This window comes from Thermodesulfobacteriota bacterium (assembly GCA_040753795.1).
Lineage (GTDB): Bacteria > Desulfobacterota > Desulfobacteria > Desulfobacterales > Desulfosudaceae > JBFMDX01.
In genome coordinates, this window is record JBFMDX010000017.1 from 37,684 (window position 1) to 53,847 (window position 16,164).

The 16,164-nt window shown below is 56.1% G+C and carries 16 protein-coding genes; 5 read left to right on the forward strand and 11 right to left on the reverse strand.

Annotated features, from left to right (window positions below; translation table 11 throughout):
- Positions 1-44: 44 nt before the first annotated feature.
- From AB1724_16410 to AB1724_16445, 8 genes are all read right to left on the reverse strand, one after another.
- Positions 45-1,232 carry an acetylornithine transaminase gene (locus AB1724_16410; GenBank protein MEW6079390.1) on the reverse strand — a complete coding sequence of 396 codons (1,188 nt, stop codon included), beginning with the start codon at positions 1,230-1,232 and terminating at the stop codon, positions 45-47.
- The gene (gene argB, locus AB1724_16415) at positions 1,229-2,104 is read right to left on the reverse strand and encodes an acetylglutamate kinase (GenBank protein MEW6079391.1); all 876 of its coding nucleotides are present in this window, start codon (positions 2,102-2,104) and stop codon (positions 1,229-1,231) included. The genes AB1724_16410 and argB overlap by 4 nt, the downstream gene beginning before the upstream one ends.
- Before the next feature lie 22 nt (positions 2,105-2,126).
- Positions 2,127-3,497 (reverse strand): ATP-dependent protease ATPase subunit HslU, encoded by a 1,371-nt coding sequence (gene hslU, locus AB1724_16420; GenBank protein ID MEW6079392.1) that lies wholly within the window; start codon positions 3,495-3,497, stop codon positions 2,127-2,129.
- Positions 3,490-4,083 carry an ATP-dependent protease subunit HslV gene (gene hslV, locus AB1724_16425; protein MEW6079393.1) on the reverse strand — a complete coding sequence of 198 codons (594 nt, stop codon included), beginning with the start codon at positions 4,081-4,083 and terminating at the stop codon, positions 3,490-3,492. Before hslV ends, hslU begins: the two co-directional genes overlap by 8 nt.
- The gene (locus AB1724_16430; GenBank protein MEW6079394.1) at positions 4,070-5,011 is read right to left on the reverse strand and encodes a tyrosine recombinase XerC; all 942 of its coding nucleotides are present in this window, start codon (positions 5,009-5,011) and stop codon (positions 4,070-4,072) included. Before AB1724_16430 ends, hslV begins: the two co-directional genes overlap by 14 nt.
- 41 nt (positions 5,012-5,052) lie before the next feature.
- The gene (locus AB1724_16435; GenBank protein MEW6079395.1) at positions 5,053-5,376 is read right to left on the reverse strand and encodes a Rho termination factor N-terminal domain-containing protein; all 324 of its coding nucleotides are present in this window, start codon (positions 5,374-5,376) and stop codon (positions 5,053-5,055) included.
- Positions 5,377-5,606: 230 nt separating this feature from the next.
- Positions 5,607-6,359, reverse strand: coding sequence for a uracil-DNA glycosylase (locus AB1724_16440; protein MEW6079396.1), 753 nt, complete (start codon positions 6,357-6,359; stop codon positions 5,607-5,609).
- A complete protein-coding gene (locus AB1724_16445) occupies positions 6,343-7,179 on the reverse strand; it encodes a hypothetical protein (GenBank protein ID MEW6079397.1) in 837 nt (278 codons plus the stop codon). Before AB1724_16445 ends, AB1724_16440 begins: the two co-directional genes overlap by 17 nt.
- Before the next feature lie 306 nt (positions 7,180-7,485).
- Between AB1724_16445 and AB1724_16450 the strand changes: the two genes are divergently transcribed.
- The 3 genes from AB1724_16450 to AB1724_16460 are packed head-to-tail and all read left to right on the forward strand — an operon-like array spanning position 7,486 to position 10,749.
- Entirely contained in the window at positions 7,486-8,244 is a 759-nt protein-coding gene (locus tag AB1724_16450) for a P-loop NTPase (GenBank protein ID MEW6079398.1), read from the forward strand.
- Positions 8,245-8,277: 33 nt separating this feature from the next.
- On the forward strand, positions 8,278-10,290 hold the full coding sequence (locus AB1724_16455) for an FAD-dependent oxidoreductase (GenBank protein MEW6079399.1): 2,013 nt from the start codon (positions 8,278-8,280) through the stop codon (positions 10,288-10,290).
- Positions 10,291-10,299: 9 nt separating this feature from the next.
- Positions 10,300-10,749 (forward strand): SoxR reducing system RseC family protein, encoded by a 450-nt coding sequence (locus tag AB1724_16460; protein ID MEW6079400.1) that lies wholly within the window; start codon positions 10,300-10,302, stop codon positions 10,747-10,749.
- Positions 10,750-10,753: 4 nt separating this feature from the next.
- On the opposite strand, the gene AB1724_16465 is transcribed toward AB1724_16460, so the two are convergent.
- Genes AB1724_16465 through AB1724_16475 form a run of 3 tightly spaced genes read right to left on the reverse strand, consistent with a single transcriptional unit; the run spans position 10,754 to position 13,888 of the window.
- Positions 10,754-11,503, reverse strand: a complete 750-nt coding sequence (locus AB1724_16465; GenBank protein ID MEW6079401.1) for a hypothetical protein — start codon at positions 11,501-11,503, stop codon at positions 10,754-10,756.
- Between the two features lie 55 nt (positions 11,504-11,558).
- Positions 11,559-12,653: a KamA family radical SAM protein gene (locus tag AB1724_16470; protein ID MEW6079402.1), complete on the reverse strand. Its 1,095-nt coding sequence runs from the start codon at positions 12,651-12,653 to the stop codon at positions 11,559-11,561.
- Between the two features lie 26 nt (positions 12,654-12,679).
- Positions 12,680-13,888 carry a hypothetical protein gene (locus tag AB1724_16475; protein MEW6079403.1) on the reverse strand — a complete coding sequence of 403 codons (1,209 nt, stop codon included), beginning with the start codon at positions 13,886-13,888 and terminating at the stop codon, positions 12,680-12,682.
- A 346-nt stretch (positions 13,889-14,234) separates the two neighbouring features.
- Here AB1724_16475 and AB1724_16480 point away from each other — a divergent pair, with 346 nt between their 5' ends.
- Positions 14,235-14,795, forward strand: a complete 561-nt coding sequence (locus AB1724_16480) for a DNA-3-methyladenine glycosylase I (GenBank protein ID MEW6079404.1) — start codon at positions 14,235-14,237, stop codon at positions 14,793-14,795.
- Between the two features lie 59 nt (positions 14,796-14,854).
- On the forward strand, positions 14,855-16,132 hold the full coding sequence (locus AB1724_16485) for a glycosyltransferase family 4 protein (GenBank protein ID MEW6079405.1): 1,278 nt from the start codon (positions 14,855-14,857) through the stop codon (positions 16,130-16,132).
- The last annotated feature ends 32 nt before the right edge of the window (positions 16,133-16,164 follow it).

The window sequence follows — 16,164 nt, forward strand, 5'->3', positions numbered from 1 at the left end:
TCTTTGCTTTGCACCTTGAGCCCTACACCTTAAACCTTAAACCCTTATTTCCCTTCCCCCAGCACCTGATCCAGGCAGGCGATCAGGCCGTCGATCTCCTCCTTTGAGACGATCAGCGGGGGCACGAAGCGCAGCACCTTGTTCTGAATGCAGTTGATGATGTAGCCTTTCTCCAGGCAGGCCTTGACGATCGGCGCGCCTTCGCAGGAAAGTTCCATCCCGATCAGCAGACCCAGGCCCCGCACATCCTTTACTACCGCGTGCTTTGCTTTCAGGGACAGCAGCCGACCCTTGAAGTACTCTCCCGTTGTCCGGCACTTTTCCAGCAGCCCGTCCCGCTCGATGCACTTTAACACCGCCAGTGACGCGGCGCAGATGGTCGGCGTGCCGCCGAACGTCGAAGCATGCGAGCCGTGGGAAAAAGCAGACGCCACCTTCTCTGTCGCCAGCATGGCGCCGATGGGCAGGCCGTTGCCCAGGGCCTTGGCCAGGGTCATGATGTCCGGGCTGACGCCGGAATGCTCGTAGGCGAAAAGTTTTCCCGTCCGGCCGATGCCGGTCTGGACCTCGTCGTAAATCAGCAGGGCGCCGTGCTCATCACACATCCGCCGGACCTTTTCCAGGTATCCGGGATCCGGGCAGATCACCCCACCCTCCCCCTGGATCGGCTCCAGCATGACCGCGCAGGTGTCCGGCGTCATCCGGGCGGCCAGGGCCTCCGGGTCGTTGAAGGGGACATACTCAAACCCGGGCAGCAGGGGCTCGAACCCGTCCTGGATCTTTTTCTGGCCGGTGGCGGCCAATGACCCCAGGGTCCGGCCATGAAAGGACTGCTTCATGGTAATGATGTTGTGGCGCTTTTCTTCCTTGACGGAAAAGTATTTCCGGGCCAGCTTGATGGCGGCCTCGTTGGCCTCGGTCCCGCTGTTGCAGAAAAAGACCCGGTCGGCGAAACTTCTCTCCACCAGCCAGGAGGCCAGCTCGATCTGCGGCAGGGTGTAGAACAGGTTGGACACATGCATCAGCTGCCCGGCCTGCCGGCACAGCGCTTCGGCCACATCAGGGTGGGCGTGGCCCAGGCTGCAGACGGCGATTCCCGCCAGAAAATCGGTATATGATTTTCCGTCCGCGTCCCAGAGGGTGCAACCCTCGCCTTTTACGAATACCAGCGGCATCCGGTTGTAAGTCCGCGCCAGAACCGACTCCGCTTTTGCTTTTATTGCTTCGCTCATTTTGTCACTTCCGTTCCTATGCCCTGATCGGTGAACAGTTCCAGCAGGACCGCGTGACGCCGGGTCCCGTTGATGATCTGGACCTTTTCCACGCCGCTCTCGATGGCGGCCAGGGCGTATTCGATTTTGGGGATCATACCCCCGGTAACTGATTTATCGGCGATCATGTCGCGAATGGTGGCCGCGTCAATGGATGAAATCAGTTTCTTGTTCTTATCCAGGACGCCGTCCACGTCCGTCAGCAGAATCAGGCGGCCGGCCGACAGGGCCCCGGCCATCCGGGAGGCCACCAAATCGGCGTTGATATTGAATGTTTCTCCGTTTTTACCCGTACCGATGGGCGCGATGACCGGGATAAAGCCCTGGCGGGTCAGGGTGTCGATCACCGCCGGCGAAATGGCCGTGACGTCACCGACCAGCCCCGGGTCGAGGATTTCCGGCGGAGAGCCCCCTTCCGGTTCGCTGATGATGGTCAGCTTGGTGGCGGAGATCAGACCGCCGTCCTTGCCGCTCAACCCCACGGCCTTGCCGCCGCACTGGTTGATCTGGGCCACGATGGACTTGTTCACCTTGCCGCCCAGCACCATCTCGACCACATCCATGGTGGCCTCGTCGGTATAGCGCATACCCCGGACAAAACTGGACTCGATCCCCATCTTTTTTAAAACGGAATTGATCTGAGGCCCGCCCCCGTGTACGATCACCGGATTGATGCCGATGAATTTGAGCAGGGTCATATCCCGGGCAAAATCGATTTTCAGCTGCTCGTCCACCATGGCATGGCCGCCGTACTTGACCACGATGGTCATGCCCGAAAACCGCCGGATATAGGGCAGCGACTCAATCAATATATCCGCAACACTGGGTTCCATTATTTCCCTCTTTCCCGGCCGGTTACAGGATGAACCGGCTCAGATCCTCGTCCGCTTTGATGTCCTTGAGCTTATCATTCACATAGGCGCTGTCGATTTCGATCCGTGTACTGGGTATGTCCGGCGCGTCAAACAGGATATCCTCCAGCAGGCACTCCATCAGGGTGTGCAGCCGCCGGGCGCCGATGTTCTCCATTTTATTGTTGACCTCTTCGGCAATACCGGCGATCTCCTCCACTGCGTCATCCCGGAAGATGACTTCAACGCCCTCGGTGCGGAGCAGGGCCGTGTATTGAAGCAGCAGCGCGTTCTTCGGCTCCTTCAGAATCCGGACAAACTCATTTTTGCCCAGAGCGTCCAGGCCCACCCGGATGGGAAAGCGGCCCTGAAGCTCCGGGATCAGGTCCGAGGGTTTGCTCGACTGAAAAGCGCCGGAAGCGATAAAAAGAATGTGATCGGTTTTGACCGGACCGTATTTGGTCGTGACCGTACACCCCTCCACCACCGGCAGCAGATCCCGCTGCACGCCTTCCCTGGAGACATCCGGGCCGTGCTCCCGGCCGGACCCCGTGATCTTGTCGATCTCGTCTAAAAAAATGATGCCGGTCTGCTCCACCCGGGCAATGGCGTCACGGACCACCTGCTCCATGTCGACCAGGCCCTGGCTCTCCTCGGCCGCGAGAATCTCCAGGGCCTCGGACACCCTGACCTTCCTCTTCTTCATGTTCTTGGGCATCAGTCCGGACAGCATATCCTTGAAATTGATACCCATCTCCTCCATACCGGCGCTGGAAAAAATTTCCACGATGGGCATGTTCCTTTCCGGCATCTCCAGGTCTACAAAGCGATCGTTCAATCTGCCCTGTCGGAGCATGTTCCGCATTTTTTCCCGGGTGGATGAAGGGCTTTCCTCAGCCACGGCAAGGCCGGCGGGCGTTTCCTCGCTGTTGTCGTCATCGGCATTTCGCTGCCGACCGGCGATGGGCAGGAGGATATCCAGCAGCCGTTCTTCGGCATTCTCCCTGGCCTTGGGCTTTACCGCTTCCTGCTGAGCCGCCTTTTCCTTGTTCACCGTCAATTCCACCAGGTCCCGGATCATGGATTCGACATCCCGGCCGACATAGCCCACTTCCGTGAATTTGGACGCCTCGACCTTGTAAAAAGGCGAATCCGCCAGGTTGGCCAGACGCCTGGCGATTTCCGTCTTGCCGACGCCGGTGGGACCGATCAGGATGATGTTCTTAGGCGCAATCTCATCGCGCAGTTCCTCGGGCACCTGACGCCGGCGCCAGCGGTTTCTCAAGGCAATGGCCACGGACCGCTTGGCCCGGCCCTGCCCGATGATATATTTATCCAGCTCTTTGACAATATGAACGGGTTTTAATTCACTCATGGCCGTTTTCCGTTTTTTCGCCTTCCCGCCGCCCATTCAGTTCTTCGATGGTCACCTGGGTGTTGGTGTAAATACAATAGGTGGCCGCGATGCGCATGGCCTCCCGGGCGATTTCCACCGCGTCCAGGGCCGAATGCTCCATCAGCGCCAGGGCCGCGGCCTGGGCCGCGACGCTTCCCGACCCGATACCGATCACCTCTTTATCGGGCTCGATCACGTCGCCGCTGCCCGAGACCAGATACATATGCTCGTCGTCCACGGTGATCATCAGGGCTTCCAGCCGCCTTAAATATTTATCCGTGCGCCAGTCCTTGGCCAGGTCAACGGCGGCCCGGGTCAGATTGCCGTTATACCGTTCCAGTTTCGATTCCAGACGCTCGGAAAGGTTCAGCGCGTCGGCCGTGGCCCCGGCCACGCCGACGATAATCCGGTCCTTGTAAATGCGCCGCACCTTTCTGGCGGTATGCTTGATGATGGTCTTGTCCAGGGTCACCTGTCCGTCGCCGGCCACCACGGTTTTGCCGTTGTGCCTGAGCGCGAGGATGGTGGTGCCCCGGATTGCCGGGCTGCCGCTATTTTCTGGGATGGGCACGGTCATATACCTCCATCAGTTTATCGATGGTCAGATGCGTATATTTCTGGGTTGTCGACAGGCTTTTATGCCCGAGCATTTCCTGCACCACCCTCAAGTCAGCACCCGCGTCCAGCAGATGGGTCGCGAAAGAGTGCCGCAGCGCGTGAGGCGATATGGGCAGCGTCAGGCCACAGGCCACGGCTATCTGCTTGAGAATCCGGGCCATGGACCGTGTAGTCAAACGGCCGTTTCGGCTGTTTAGAAAAAGCGGACCTCGCGTCATGGGAATACCCGCTGCTTCGGACAGTTTCCGGCGGTATTCACGAATGGCGAATATTGCCTGGTGCCCGACCGGCACCAGGCGTTCCTTGCCGCCCTTGCCATAGACCCGGATAACGCCCTGCTCGGCGTCGAGACTGGACACGTCCAGACCCGCCGCCTCGGACACCCGTATCCCGGCAGAGTAAATAGTTTCAAATATCGCCCGGTTTCTTAAAGCCAGAACCGTGTCTCCATGTATCGAGTCCAGCAGACGGAACGTATCGTCCACCGACAGATAAGCGGGTATCTTTTCGCCGGTTTTAGGCGATAGAACCCCTTCGGCGGGGTTGTCCGCGGCCAGGCCCCTTTTCTCCAGATACCGGAAAAAAGAACGGAGCGTCGACAACTTACGAGAAACCGAGCGCTTATCGACTGCTTTTTTATGCAGCCAGGCGAGGTACCCGCGAATGGAAAAAACGGAAATCGTTTCCGTCAAAGGGTTTTTCCCGTCAACCGGGGATGCGCTTACCTTCTGCCCCAGAAACCCGATAAACTCCTGGAGGTCGCCGGCATAGGCCCTTAATGTGTGCGGAGAATAGCCCTTTTCCGTTGCCAGCGATTCGATAAACTGCTCGGCCTGATCTTGCAACCGGCCTGTTTTGTCCTGTTTCAACGGCAATTGTTTTCAGCCTTCACCGTTTGCAACCGATGCGGTTACAATCAGGCGGCCCGGCGGGTTTTCTTTTTGAGGCGATTGATACGAAGACGCAGCCTGGTCACTTTGGCGGCATCCCCGGCGCTGACAACTTCTTCCCGCTTCTTCTTGAGCTCTCTGATTTTTCCTTTAATATCACGAATATATGATGCATCCTTCTGCTTTCCGACGACTTCTATACCCTTGGCTTTCCGGATGACTTCCAGTAATTCCGCTTTGTTCATCCCGTGGGCACCGGTAATTCCTTCAATTGCCTTGGCCACATCACGCAATTCAGTGGCCGTCATCTTTTCCAGCGGTTTTTCTTTTTTCTTCTTTTCTTCGCCCATCTTTTTAAACCTCCTCACAGCCTTATCGTCCGGAACTTTTTGTTCAACGGATCAGTTTGTTAATAAAAAAATATATCTATATCAAAATAACTTGACGATTTCAGCAAAAAAAACAGGTTATGTCAATGAAGATAAGCCGGGAAGCGAGATCATCCATTCGAAAAGGCATCCTGCCGCACGGAACCGGGAAAAGACTTCTGCCCGAAGAAGAAAATTTTCCCCTGCGGCCATCATGGCTGGCCGGCGGAAGGAATGTCCAATCGGGCCATCACCTTCTGGATATCTTCCCACACCGGCCGTTTTCTGGATGGATCGTCCAGAATATCTTCCGGATGCCAGGTAATCATGAGCGCCATGCCTTCTCTTTCATAAAAACGGCCGCGCCGCTTCTCCACAGGCTCGTTTCCGCCCAGCAGGGCCCGGGCGGCATACTCGCCCAGGACGCAGATCACCCGGGGGGCAACGGTTCGGATCTCCCGTTCCAGAGAGGGAAGACACCGCTGCATATCCCCGGCCGCCGGCTGTCCCCCCCCCGGCGGGCGGCACTTGACCACATGGCTGAAAAACACATCATCCGGGGTCAGTTTCATGGCGGCAATAATCCGGGTCAGGAGGTATCCGGGTTCCCCGGCATAAGGGGATCGCTCCTTATCGGTAGCAAATGAGGGATACCCGGCGACGAACATTAATTTTGCCCGGCCCGGACCTGCTCCGGCGATCATGCTGCTCCGGTATTCCCGCAGGGAGCATCCGGCGCAGGCCGGGGCATCCGCCCCGGCAGAAACGACGTCCTGGTCAAGACGGAGGCAATCCGCATCGGACCATCGTCGAATTCGTTCCAGATTGTCCGGGCCACAGTCTCCTCCGCTGTAGCCGGTGCCGGCATAAAACCGAAGGCTGTCAATCACTTCGGACAGGAGATCCGATATCTTGTGAGCCCTTCGCTGAAATGCATTCGGCTCGGATTCAGGGGCATTGGCCATTTTTCTGTTTCCCTGTTTTTTCTCCCGCCTTCCTTAGAATCTCCCGCGCGTCCGGCCAGTCCCATAGCACGGCGTCCGACATATAGGTCGGTCTGACAATATCTAAACAGCGCCGGGCTTCGGCCAGGGCCGCAGCATAATTCTCCTGGTTCCAGTAAACGGCCGCCAGTTGCGCGCCGGCCATGGTCAGGTTGGGATCCCAGGCAACGGCCTGCCTGGCGAGCCGCTCCGCCTTATTCAAGTCCCTCATGGGCCAGGGGGCATCGGTCTTGACCTGGGAAAGCACCACCGCGGCCAGGATACCGAAACGATCCGCCGGGGCCTTTTCCATGGCCGCAGCCAGTTCCTTTTCCCCTCTGTTCAATAAGGATATAGCGCTGATGTTGCCGGCCATTTCGGCCAGGCGGACCCGGGCGCATCCACAATAGAAAAGGGCCGGAACACACGACGGATCCGAGGCCAGAGCCTGGCCGGCATGGTCCAGGCTCTGCTCGTACAGCTTTTTCAGGGCACTCGTGTCTTTCGCCTCCATGGTGGAGATGAACAGCACTTCCGCCAGCTTCCAGCGGGCTTCCCGGTGGCCCGGCTCCCTTTCAAGAACCTGTTCATAAAGCCGGGCCGCCTTGTCCAGTCCGGACATATCCTCGTGGATTTTTTCAAAATACCGGTCAGCCTCCTGAATCTGGGCGGAGGCATCATCCCGGGCCGGACCAGCCCCGTTTTCCGCCTGGACGGTCAGGGCGACGCACCAGCAGGCAATCGCTATCACCACGGCCTTCGTCAGTCGCAACCGCGGGAGTTGAAATGCAAGCAATATCACGGTGGGAGATTTCTCATCAACCATTCGGATTATTTATTTATTTTGCCTTAAAACCATCTTAAAAATAACTTCAGAATACCATAGTCAGTGGTAAGATACCAAGGATAAACATCCGGGCAAATCCCCTTGACAATGATTACCGCCCTGGTTTAATTGACGATCGTAATGCCTTATTAATAATGATCTCATAAAATCTTTTGTGAACGGCTTCCGATCATTTTGGGGATAAAGGTTTCAAAGTCCAGAATAATCGGTGAACGAACCAAACGACTTTACGAGATTGTCAGTCGTTGGAGCGGACGGACAATGAAAGTAGCTATCTGTGGAAAAGGGGGCAGCGGTAAAAGTTCCATTACCGCGCTGCTGGCCCGGTACCTGGCCAACCGGGGTTATAACGTCCTGGTGGTGGACGCCGATGAGTCCAACATGGGATTGCATCGTCTTCTGGGTGTTGCCTCTCCGGTCATCCTGCTGGATCACCTGGGCGGGAAAAAGGCTTTCAAGCAGAAAATCAACCAGAAATTTCCGCCTCCGGAAGGCCGGTTGTTCGGCGATAAAATATCCGTCGACTCCCTGCCCGCCGAATGCGTGGCGACCGCGGACAATATTCGCCTGATCGCAGTGGGAAAAATCCACGTGGCCGGGGAAGGATGCGCCTGCCCCATCGGACTGCTGTCAAAAATGGTATTGTCGAAGCTGGACCTGGATGAGAAGGACATCGTCCTGATAGATACCGAGGCCGGGGTGGAACATTTCGGCCGGGATGTGGACGCCGCCTGCGATATGATTCTCGCCGTGGTGGACCCGGCCTACGAATCCTTCCTGCTGGCCGGGAAAATCGAACAGATGGCCGCCGCCTCGAATACGGACATATTTTTCATATTAAATAAAACGGATAACCGCAGCCGGCCTGTTATGGAAGCGCACATCAATCAGAATAAAACGATAGCCGCCATCCCAAACATCGACACGCTTTTTGCAAGCAGCCTGGAAGGCAAGCCCCTGCAAACGGCCATACCGGAAATCGGTCCGGTGGCCGAAATGATTATCAATCGAATCGGATAAACAAGTCACCCCATGACAAATGCGCTTCTTATAATGGGAGGCCTCGGACTGATCATCGGTATCTGCCTGGCCATTGCCTCCAGAGTTTTTTATGTCTATGTTGACCCTAAAATCGAAGCCGTAGCCAATGCCCTTCCCGGAGCCAATTGCGGCGGCTGCGGATTGCCCGGATGCGGGGCCAATGCCGAAGCCATCGTTGCCGGCAAAGCCTCCCCCGGTTCATGCGTGGCCGGAGGGCCGGACGTCGCGGCAATTATCGCCGGACTTCTGGGGCAGACGGTTGAGGCCAGGGAGCCGGATATCGCCGAACCCGGATGCGCATACAGTGTTGCCGAAGCGGATCTGAAATATGTCTATCAGGGGATTCCGGACTGCCGGGCGGCCGCTTTCCTGTCGGGCGGGATGAAAGTCTGCGACATCGGCTGCCTCGGCCTGGGAACCTGCGTCAGGGCCTGTCCCTTTAACGCCATGAGAATGAATGACCGGGGGCTGCCCGAAGTCGACCGTCAAAAGTGTACGGGATGCGGCACCTGCGAACGGGTCTGCCCCAAGCATATCATCAAACTCTCTTCGGTTACCCGCCGTATCCTCCGGGAATACACGGTTGACGACTGTACCACCCCCTGTCAGCGGGCCTGCCCCGCAGGTATCGATATCCGTGAATATATCCGGCGGATTACCCTCGGCGATTACAATCGGGCGGTGGCCGTCATCAAGGAAAGGAACCCCTTTCCCACGGTCATCGGCAGGATCTGCCCCCGTTTCTGCGAAACCGAATGCCGGCGTCACCTGATCGACGAACCCGTGGCCATCAACGGGTTGAAACGCTTTGTGGCTGATTACGAAAAGGCCAACGGAAGAGTCCTTCCCTTCATGGCCCCGGCTACCAACCGCAGCGTCGCGATCATCGGCGGCGGCATCGAAGGACTGTCGACCGCTTTCTTCATGGCCCGGCTGGGGCATTCTCCGCTGGTACTGGAAGCGTCGGCCGCACTCGGCGGCCTGTTGAGAAAGGCCATTGCCCGCCAGCGCCTGCCCCTGGAAATCCTTGATTACGACATCGCCGGGCTGCGGGACATGGGCATAAAGTTGAAGACCGGCCAGATTGCCGGCAGAGATTTCACCATCGATTCTCTCCTGGCCGATTACTATGAATCCGTGTTTCTGGCCACCGGCGGATGGGACAGCCGGCTGGCGGCGGACAACCCGGCGTCCGCTCACCGGCCGGTCAATGGTTTGCACCTGCTGATCGATCTTTTAAAAGGAGAAAAGATCCCCTGCGGCCAACAGGTCATTATCGTCGGCGGAGCTAAACTGGCGGAAGCCGCCGTGGCGCTCTGCCGCAAAGCCGGCGCCGGACATGTTATTCTGATGCTGAGGGAGAACAACGCCGAAGAAATCGACCTGGAGACGACAAAGCTGGAAGCCCGGGATGTTCAAATTATTTTTGGCGCGTCCCTGGACCGCGTTTTCGGCCTGGGCCGCAAAATCAGTCAGGTGGAATACACGGTTGCTCCTGACCGCACCGCCCGCATGATTTCTGCCGACACCGTCTTTTTCGCGGCCGGAAGATTTCCGGAGCTGGTCTTCGTCAGGCAGCGCGCCGAAAATGAAACCCCGGAAAAAACGATTCGCGATCCGGAGGCCCCGGTCACGGAACCGATTCCCTGGGTCGCCATGCCGACATATAAAAAACCGCTCTTCGCCGACGAAACCGGACTGTTGTCAACGAATGATCCCGTTTCCGACATGGACGCGGCCATAAAGGCCATTGACGCCGGCCGGAGAGGGGCGGCCTCCATGCACATGCTCATGTACGGCAATCCCCTGTCCCTGCCGGAGAACGTCATTACCCGGCACTCCGTCATCCAGAGCGTAACATCACTGGATCATGTCAGTCCCCGCCCACGAAACATCATGCCGGTGCATGGCGTCGGAGAAATGGCCGACGGGCAGGAACCGGAAATCGGCTTCTCCGAGCAAACCGCCCGCGATGAAGCGGCCCGTTGCCTGCAATGCGGCGTCATCTGTTACGAACACAAATAAGGGGACAAGATGGCTACCGAAGAAGGACATGTCATAAAAACGGATAAGGGCATCGCCTGGATCCGGGTTTCCCGTTCCGCCGCCTGCGAAAGCTGCCAGTCCAGGAACGCCTGTCACAGCCTGGGAGGCGGTGAAAAAGACCTGACCGTGGCGGCCGTCAATCCGGTCGGCGCCAGGGAAGGAGACCGGGTGGTGATCGAGTTCAGCACCGCCTCCCTGATGAAAGGCACCTTCCTGATCTACCTCTTTCCCATCCTCTGCCTGCTGGCGGGCGCCGGCCTCGGCGTCCGCCTCTCGCCACTTCTCGGCTGGGATGAATCCGCCCTTTCCGCCCTTTCCGGCCTGGGCGCCTTTGTTCTGGCGATCATTCTGGTGGTCGTCCTCGGTAACCGCCTGGGGAAAAAAGACGCTTACAAGCCGAAAATCATCCGCGTCTTCAAACCGCTGCCGCCGGCATAAACGGTTACGAAGCCAGGATCTGATAACCGAAATAGTCCATCAGCCGCCTGTCCACAAATTCATTGATGATCGCTAAAGCGCCAGCGGAGAGATCGCTCTTCCACTTTTCGTTCAAATAGTAGTCACGGTAGTAATGGACGTCTTTTCCCCGGTCCTTGGTGGATCGTTCATGATCGACAAACCGGTCCGTGCGCCGGGGGATGGAAAACCGGCCGCTGATCTGTTTCATCACCCCCGCCGGGTCCGCCAGGATGCCCTCCGCCGTCAGGTTCAGGGCCGCCAGCCCCTGGAGCCCGAGATAGGCATTGTTCTTGATGTTCCAGAGCTCAACGGGATTTTTCAGGATCCGGCCGGTGTTGTCCCGGCGGGTCGTTTTCCAGGGCCGTTGCAGAAAAGTTTCAAAGGAAGGATTATCGGCGTACCGCTGATGGTAGGGCCGGCGATAAAGGGACAGCAGCCAGGCATAAGGATTTCGGGTGACGGTCAGGATGACCAGGTTGCTGTTCACCAGAGGACTTGTTTTCAGCGCCGCAGGTGACACGCGGGTGTGTTTCCAGCCCAGATTGCTGCTGAATGAAAGAGAAAAGTACAGGTCCCGGATGATCTCGTTACCTGGAAGGATCTTCTGCAGTTTGGATATGAAAGGCGGCACCACCCCCGGAAGCTGACGGGCATTCAGGTTGAGATCGATGAGCCGGCCCAGGTAATTCGTACCGGTGTTCCGCTCACCATATATTTTTATCGTATCAGCCACCGGATTCCTCTTGAGGCCATCTTAAAAATTGCCTCTACAAAATAGCCTTCCCGATTCAGGCGTCCAGCGGGTATTCAAACAGGTCGCCCTTGAAATTTCTGACGGTCAGCACGCCGCCGGCCGCTTCCCGGACATATTCCGGCTGCAGGGGCACCTTGCCGCCGCCGCCCGGCAGATCGATCATGTAGCGCGGGATGGCCGTTCCGGGCAGGCGCCCCTGCAGCGCTTCCATGATGGTTAACCCCTCTCTGATCGAAACCCGGAAATGGGCCGTGCCTTTGACCAGATCAGGATGGTGCAGGTAATAAGGTCTGACCCGGATGGCCAGCAGCGCCCGCATCAGGCGTGCCATGACCTCGGGAGAATCGTTAATCCCTCTTAACAGCACGGTCTGGCTGCCAAGCGGAATCCCCGCGTCCGCCAGCCGGGCGCAGGCTCGGGCCGCCGTTTCCGTGACCTCATCGGGATGGTTAAAATGGATATTGACATACAGGGGGTGATATTTCTTCAGCATCGCCGCCAGTTCATCGGTGACCCGCTGCGGCAGGGCGCAGGGCACCCGGGAATGGATGCGGATGGTTCGCACGTGAGAAAAATCGCGGATGCTTTGCAGAACCCGGTCCAGGGCCCGGTCTTCCAACATAAACGGATCGCCTCCGGAGAGGATGACCTCCCGGATGGCAGTGTTGCCCTGGATATACGCCAGGGCCGTCTTCATCCCGGCCGGAGTCGGTCCGGCCGACCGGCCCGCCATCCGTTTGCGCATACAGAACCGGCACAGTACAGGACAGCGACCGGAAACCAGGAAAATAACCCGGTCCGGGTAGCGGTGGATAATGCCGGGAGCCGGGCTCTGTTGGTTCTCGGCCAGGGGGTCGTCATCCAGGCCCGTGTCCTCAAGTTCGCGGCTGTCCGGGATGACCTGCCGGGCAATGGCATCGTCCGGTCTACTGATCAGACCGGCGTAATAGGCGTTGACGGACATGGGATAGACGGACCGCACGGCCTCCACGGCCTTGCCGGCTGTCGCCAGTTCGGGCGGAAGGTCGCCGGCGCAGGCGAAGCCGCCTTTCAAAATGCCGCGCCAGTCCTCCTGCCCGCGGTCTTTCCGGCAGGTCAAAACCGCACCGGCCTGTGTTTGCGGTCTCATGTCATGCCCAGCGCAACACCCGTTTTCTATTTATTTTTCGAAGACACCGAAAAATCGTCTTCTGAATATCCGAAAAACGATACAATTGAATAAGCCACCTTAACGGCCTGATTGGGTGCCATATTGGACTGGAAAAAAATTCCTGTGCTCCCGATTTCTTCCGGAAAACGCAATTCATTGACGTCTTTGCTGAAATAATATTTATCTCCGATTGAATGCCATAAGAGACTTTTAATATCTTTTTTATATTCGGTTTGTAAAACCTTACAGAGCTTCGCGATCATATCGTTCCATGAGTTGACATGGTACACCTTATTTTTAAACGTAAAAGAGGATAGGGATTGTTCGGCATGAGTGTACTCCGGGGCTTTTTCGGGCTTTGACGCTTTCTCGGGCTCCGGCTCTTTTGCAGGCTCCGGCGCTTTCGACGGCTTTGCCAGTTTTTCGGGCTCCGGCTCTTTTGCAGGCTCCGGCGCTTTCGACGGCTTTGCCGGTTTTTCGGGCTCCGCCTCTTTTGCAGGCTCCGGCGATAATGGTGGTTGAGTCGCATGGCTGTTTAAATACTGCAACCGGTTTAATCCTTCGGATAGAAATTTAACTACCGCATCCCTTTCAGCAGCGTAACCGCAGATTTTTTCGGTCGTTTCAATCAGCAAATCCACTAATACGTCCGGTGGTTCCGAAAGCATTTTTGTCCATGCCGCTGGTATGGTTTCTTCAATAAGTTTTTGATGCCGTGTTTTCAGAATATTTTCAGCTAGCCCTAAAGCCTCACCATTGGAAACAGGGGTTTTGGCCAGGAACTTCGTCAATTGGTCAGCGATATCATCGGCTTTCTGGTGCAGGAAATCCAGCGAACAGAAATTCTTTTGCTCCAAATTCTTTTTGTCGAGCGTTAAATAAAACCACCACAACAAACCGTTAGTAAAAACAGTAAACTCGACACCTTCTTTTGAAGCGTACTCAAGCAAAAGCTGCTGGCTTTTGTCTAATTCTCTGCCCATTTTTTTTACGTTAATAAAAATCTTATTGCTATTCTTGTCTCTTAAGGAGTAGTCGATCGGCTGGTTCTTTGCCTTGTAATTCGAATTCACTTCATCGACATTGAAAATATCCCATCCGAGCAAAAACAGCAGACGCATCACAATTGTCTGTTTTATAGAAGCATCATCCAGTGAATCGATTTGTTTGTTGAATTTAAGACCATCAATAAATGTTATGATCTGATCATCCATACTTTACCTCATCATTTAAAATAACGATAAGCTCCCCCCCTTATTCACATATATCAGAGCCATGTTTGCGTATCAATATTTTTGTGGCCAGCGGTTGGGCAATAGCGCAAACGAGCCAATGCAGTTGACTTTATCCTGTTGGCCGGCCGGCTTGAGATTACTGCCCCCCCGCCAACACAACACCAGCTAATGTTTCATCCACGTCCCTTATGCCGAAGCGGGGAACCTTGCCTTTGGATGTTTTTTATGCCAGAATTTAATATCTGTCGCTTACATAAAACCGTTAACTGTTCTCGAGCCGGGGTCGATACTTCCAGACACACCCGGTGATAACAAGGGCTATTACATGGAAAAAAGGTGCCGATGGGCGGGGACGGACCCTGATTATATCGCCTATCATGACCGGGAATGGGGGGTTCCCGTTCATGACGACCGGACGCTATTTGAGTTCCTGGTTTTAGAAGGCGCCCAGGCGGGGTTGAGTTGGCTGACCATCCTGAAAAAAAGAGACAACTACCGGAAGGCGTTTGATAACTTCATCCCGGAAAAAGTCGCCCGGTATGATGAAAAACGGATTGCGCTACTGCTGGCCGACCCCGGCATCATCCGGAACCGGCTGAAAATCAATGCCGCCGTCACCAACGCCAGGGCCTTTCTGGGCGTGGCCGAGCAGTTCGGGTCCTTCGACCATTACCTGTGGCGTTTCGTTGACGGACGGCCCGTTATTAATGCCTGGAAAAAAGAAACGGACCTGCCAGTCCAGACCGACACCGCCGGGATATTGAGCCGGGATCTGAAGAAGAGAGGTTTTCGCTTTGTCGGACCGATAATCTGTTATTCGTTCATGCAGGCGGTGGGCATGGTCAACGACCATGTTGTCGACTGTTTCCGGCACCGTGAAGTTTAATCGGTAACCCGCCGTAAATGATGGGACGCAATTATCCGGAACATGAAAGGATGGCGACCATGGATGAAACTGCCTGGAAAGGCCATAACATCGGCTTTATATCGACCCGGCTGGCGGGAACCGACGGCGTTTCCCTGGAAACCCGCAAATGGGCTGACATCTTTACCGGAGAGGGCTTGACCTGCTATTATTTTGCCGGCGAACTGGACACGCCGCCGGAATGCTCCTACCTTTTTGAGAAAGCTCACTTCACTCATCCTGCCATCGTCGACATCCACGAAAACTGTTTCGGTGTCCGGGTCCGCGGCCGGTACATCACCCAACGCATCCAGAACGTCAAGCGGGAACTCAAAGACCACCTTTACCGCTTTATCGAAAAATTCCAAATCGACATCATTGTCGTGGAAAACGCCCTGTCCATCCCGCTGAACCTGCCCCTGGGCATCGCCATCACTGAAATCATATCCGAAATCGGCATTCCCGCCATCGCCCATCATCATGATTTTTACTGGGAACGGGAGCGGTTTTTGACCAATTCCGTGGCCGAATACCTGAACATGGCCTTTCCACCCAATCTCGCCCCCATCAAAAGCGTGGTCATCAACTCCGCGGCCGGCAACCAGTTGAGCCTGCGGACCGGCATTTCGCCGACCATCATTCCCAATGTCATGAATTTTGAAAGCCCGCCGCCGCCATCCGACGATTACACAAAAACCGTCCGCCACGACCTGGGCATCGAAACCGACGAGCTGTTTATTCTGCAGCCGACCCGGGTGGTTCAACGCAAGGGGATCGAACATGCCATCGAACTGGTCAACCGCCTGGGGCGCAAAGCCAGGCTGGTCATCTCCCACGCCGCCGGTGATGAGGGTCTGGATTACTACCAGCGGGTCAAAGAGTTTTCAGACCTGCTGGGCGTCCGGACGGTCTTTGTGTCTGAAGTCATCAATGAAAAAAGAGGGCTGACGTCTGACGGACGGAAAATATATACCCTCAACGACATCTATCCGTGTGCCGACCTGGTGACTTATCCCTCCAACTATGAGGGGTTCGGCAACGCCTTTCTGGAAGCGGTCTATTTCAGACGGCCCATCGCCATTAACAACTATTCCATTTACGCCACGGACATCCGGCCCAAAGGCTTTTCCGTTATCGAGATCAACGGATTCGTGACCGGGAAAACCGTGGAGCAGGCCCGGCGGGTACTGGACGACGCGGACTTCCGGAGAAAAATGGTCGACCATAATTATGAAACCGCCCTGCGTTATTATTCCTATTCCGTGCTGCGGCAAAAATTAAAAACGCTGATCATCGACTGCCTGGGGTATCCCTTCTGACGTAAATGAGGTATAACAGGAAAAATTTCAAG

What these genes read in the sequence shown, in the direction of transcription:
- AB1724_16460 (MEW6079400.1), top strand. Translation starts at nt 10,300, where the DNA reads ATGGCTACCGAAGAAGGACATGTCATAAAAACGGATAAGGGCATCGCC.
- AB1724_16450 (MEW6079398.1), top strand. Translation starts at nt 7,486, where the DNA reads ATGAAAGTAGCTATCTGTGGAAAAGGGGGCAGCGGTAAAAGTTCCATT.
- AB1724_16475 (MEW6079403.1), bottom strand. Translation starts at nt 13,888, where the DNA reads ATGGATGATCAGATCATAACATTTATTGATGGTCTTAAATTCAACAAA.
- AB1724_16435 (MEW6079395.1), bottom strand. Translation starts at nt 5,376, where the DNA reads ATGGGCGAAGAAAAGAAGAAAAAAGAAAAACCGCTGGAAAAGATGACG.
- AB1724_16440 (MEW6079396.1), bottom strand. Translation starts at nt 6,359, where the DNA reads ATGGCCAATGCCCCTGAATCCGAGCCGAATGCATTTCAGCGAAGGGCT.
- argB (MEW6079391.1), bottom strand. Translation starts at nt 2,104, where the DNA reads ATGGAACCCAGTGTTGCGGATATATTGATTGAGTCGCTGCCCTATATC.
- AB1724_16470 (MEW6079402.1), bottom strand. Translation starts at nt 12,653, where the DNA reads ATGAGACCGCAAACACAGGCCGGTGCGGTTTTGACCTGCCGGAAAGAC.
- AB1724_16455 (MEW6079399.1), top strand. Translation starts at nt 8,278, where the DNA reads ATGGGAGGCCTCGGACTGATCATCGGTATCTGCCTGGCCATTGCCTCC.
- hslU (MEW6079392.1), bottom strand. Translation starts at nt 3,497, where the DNA reads ATGAGTGAATTAAAACCCGTTCATATTGTCAAAGAGCTGGATAAATAT.
- AB1724_16410 (MEW6079390.1), bottom strand. Translation starts at nt 1,232, where the DNA reads ATGAGCGAAGCAATAAAAGCAAAAGCGGAGTCGGTTCTGGCGCGGACT.
- AB1724_16485 (MEW6079405.1), top strand. Translation starts at nt 14,855, where the DNA reads ATGGATGAAACTGCCTGGAAAGGCCATAACATCGGCTTTATATCGACC.
- AB1724_16480 (MEW6079404.1), top strand. Translation starts at nt 14,235, where the DNA reads ATGGAAAAAAGGTGCCGATGGGCGGGGACGGACCCTGATTATATCGCC.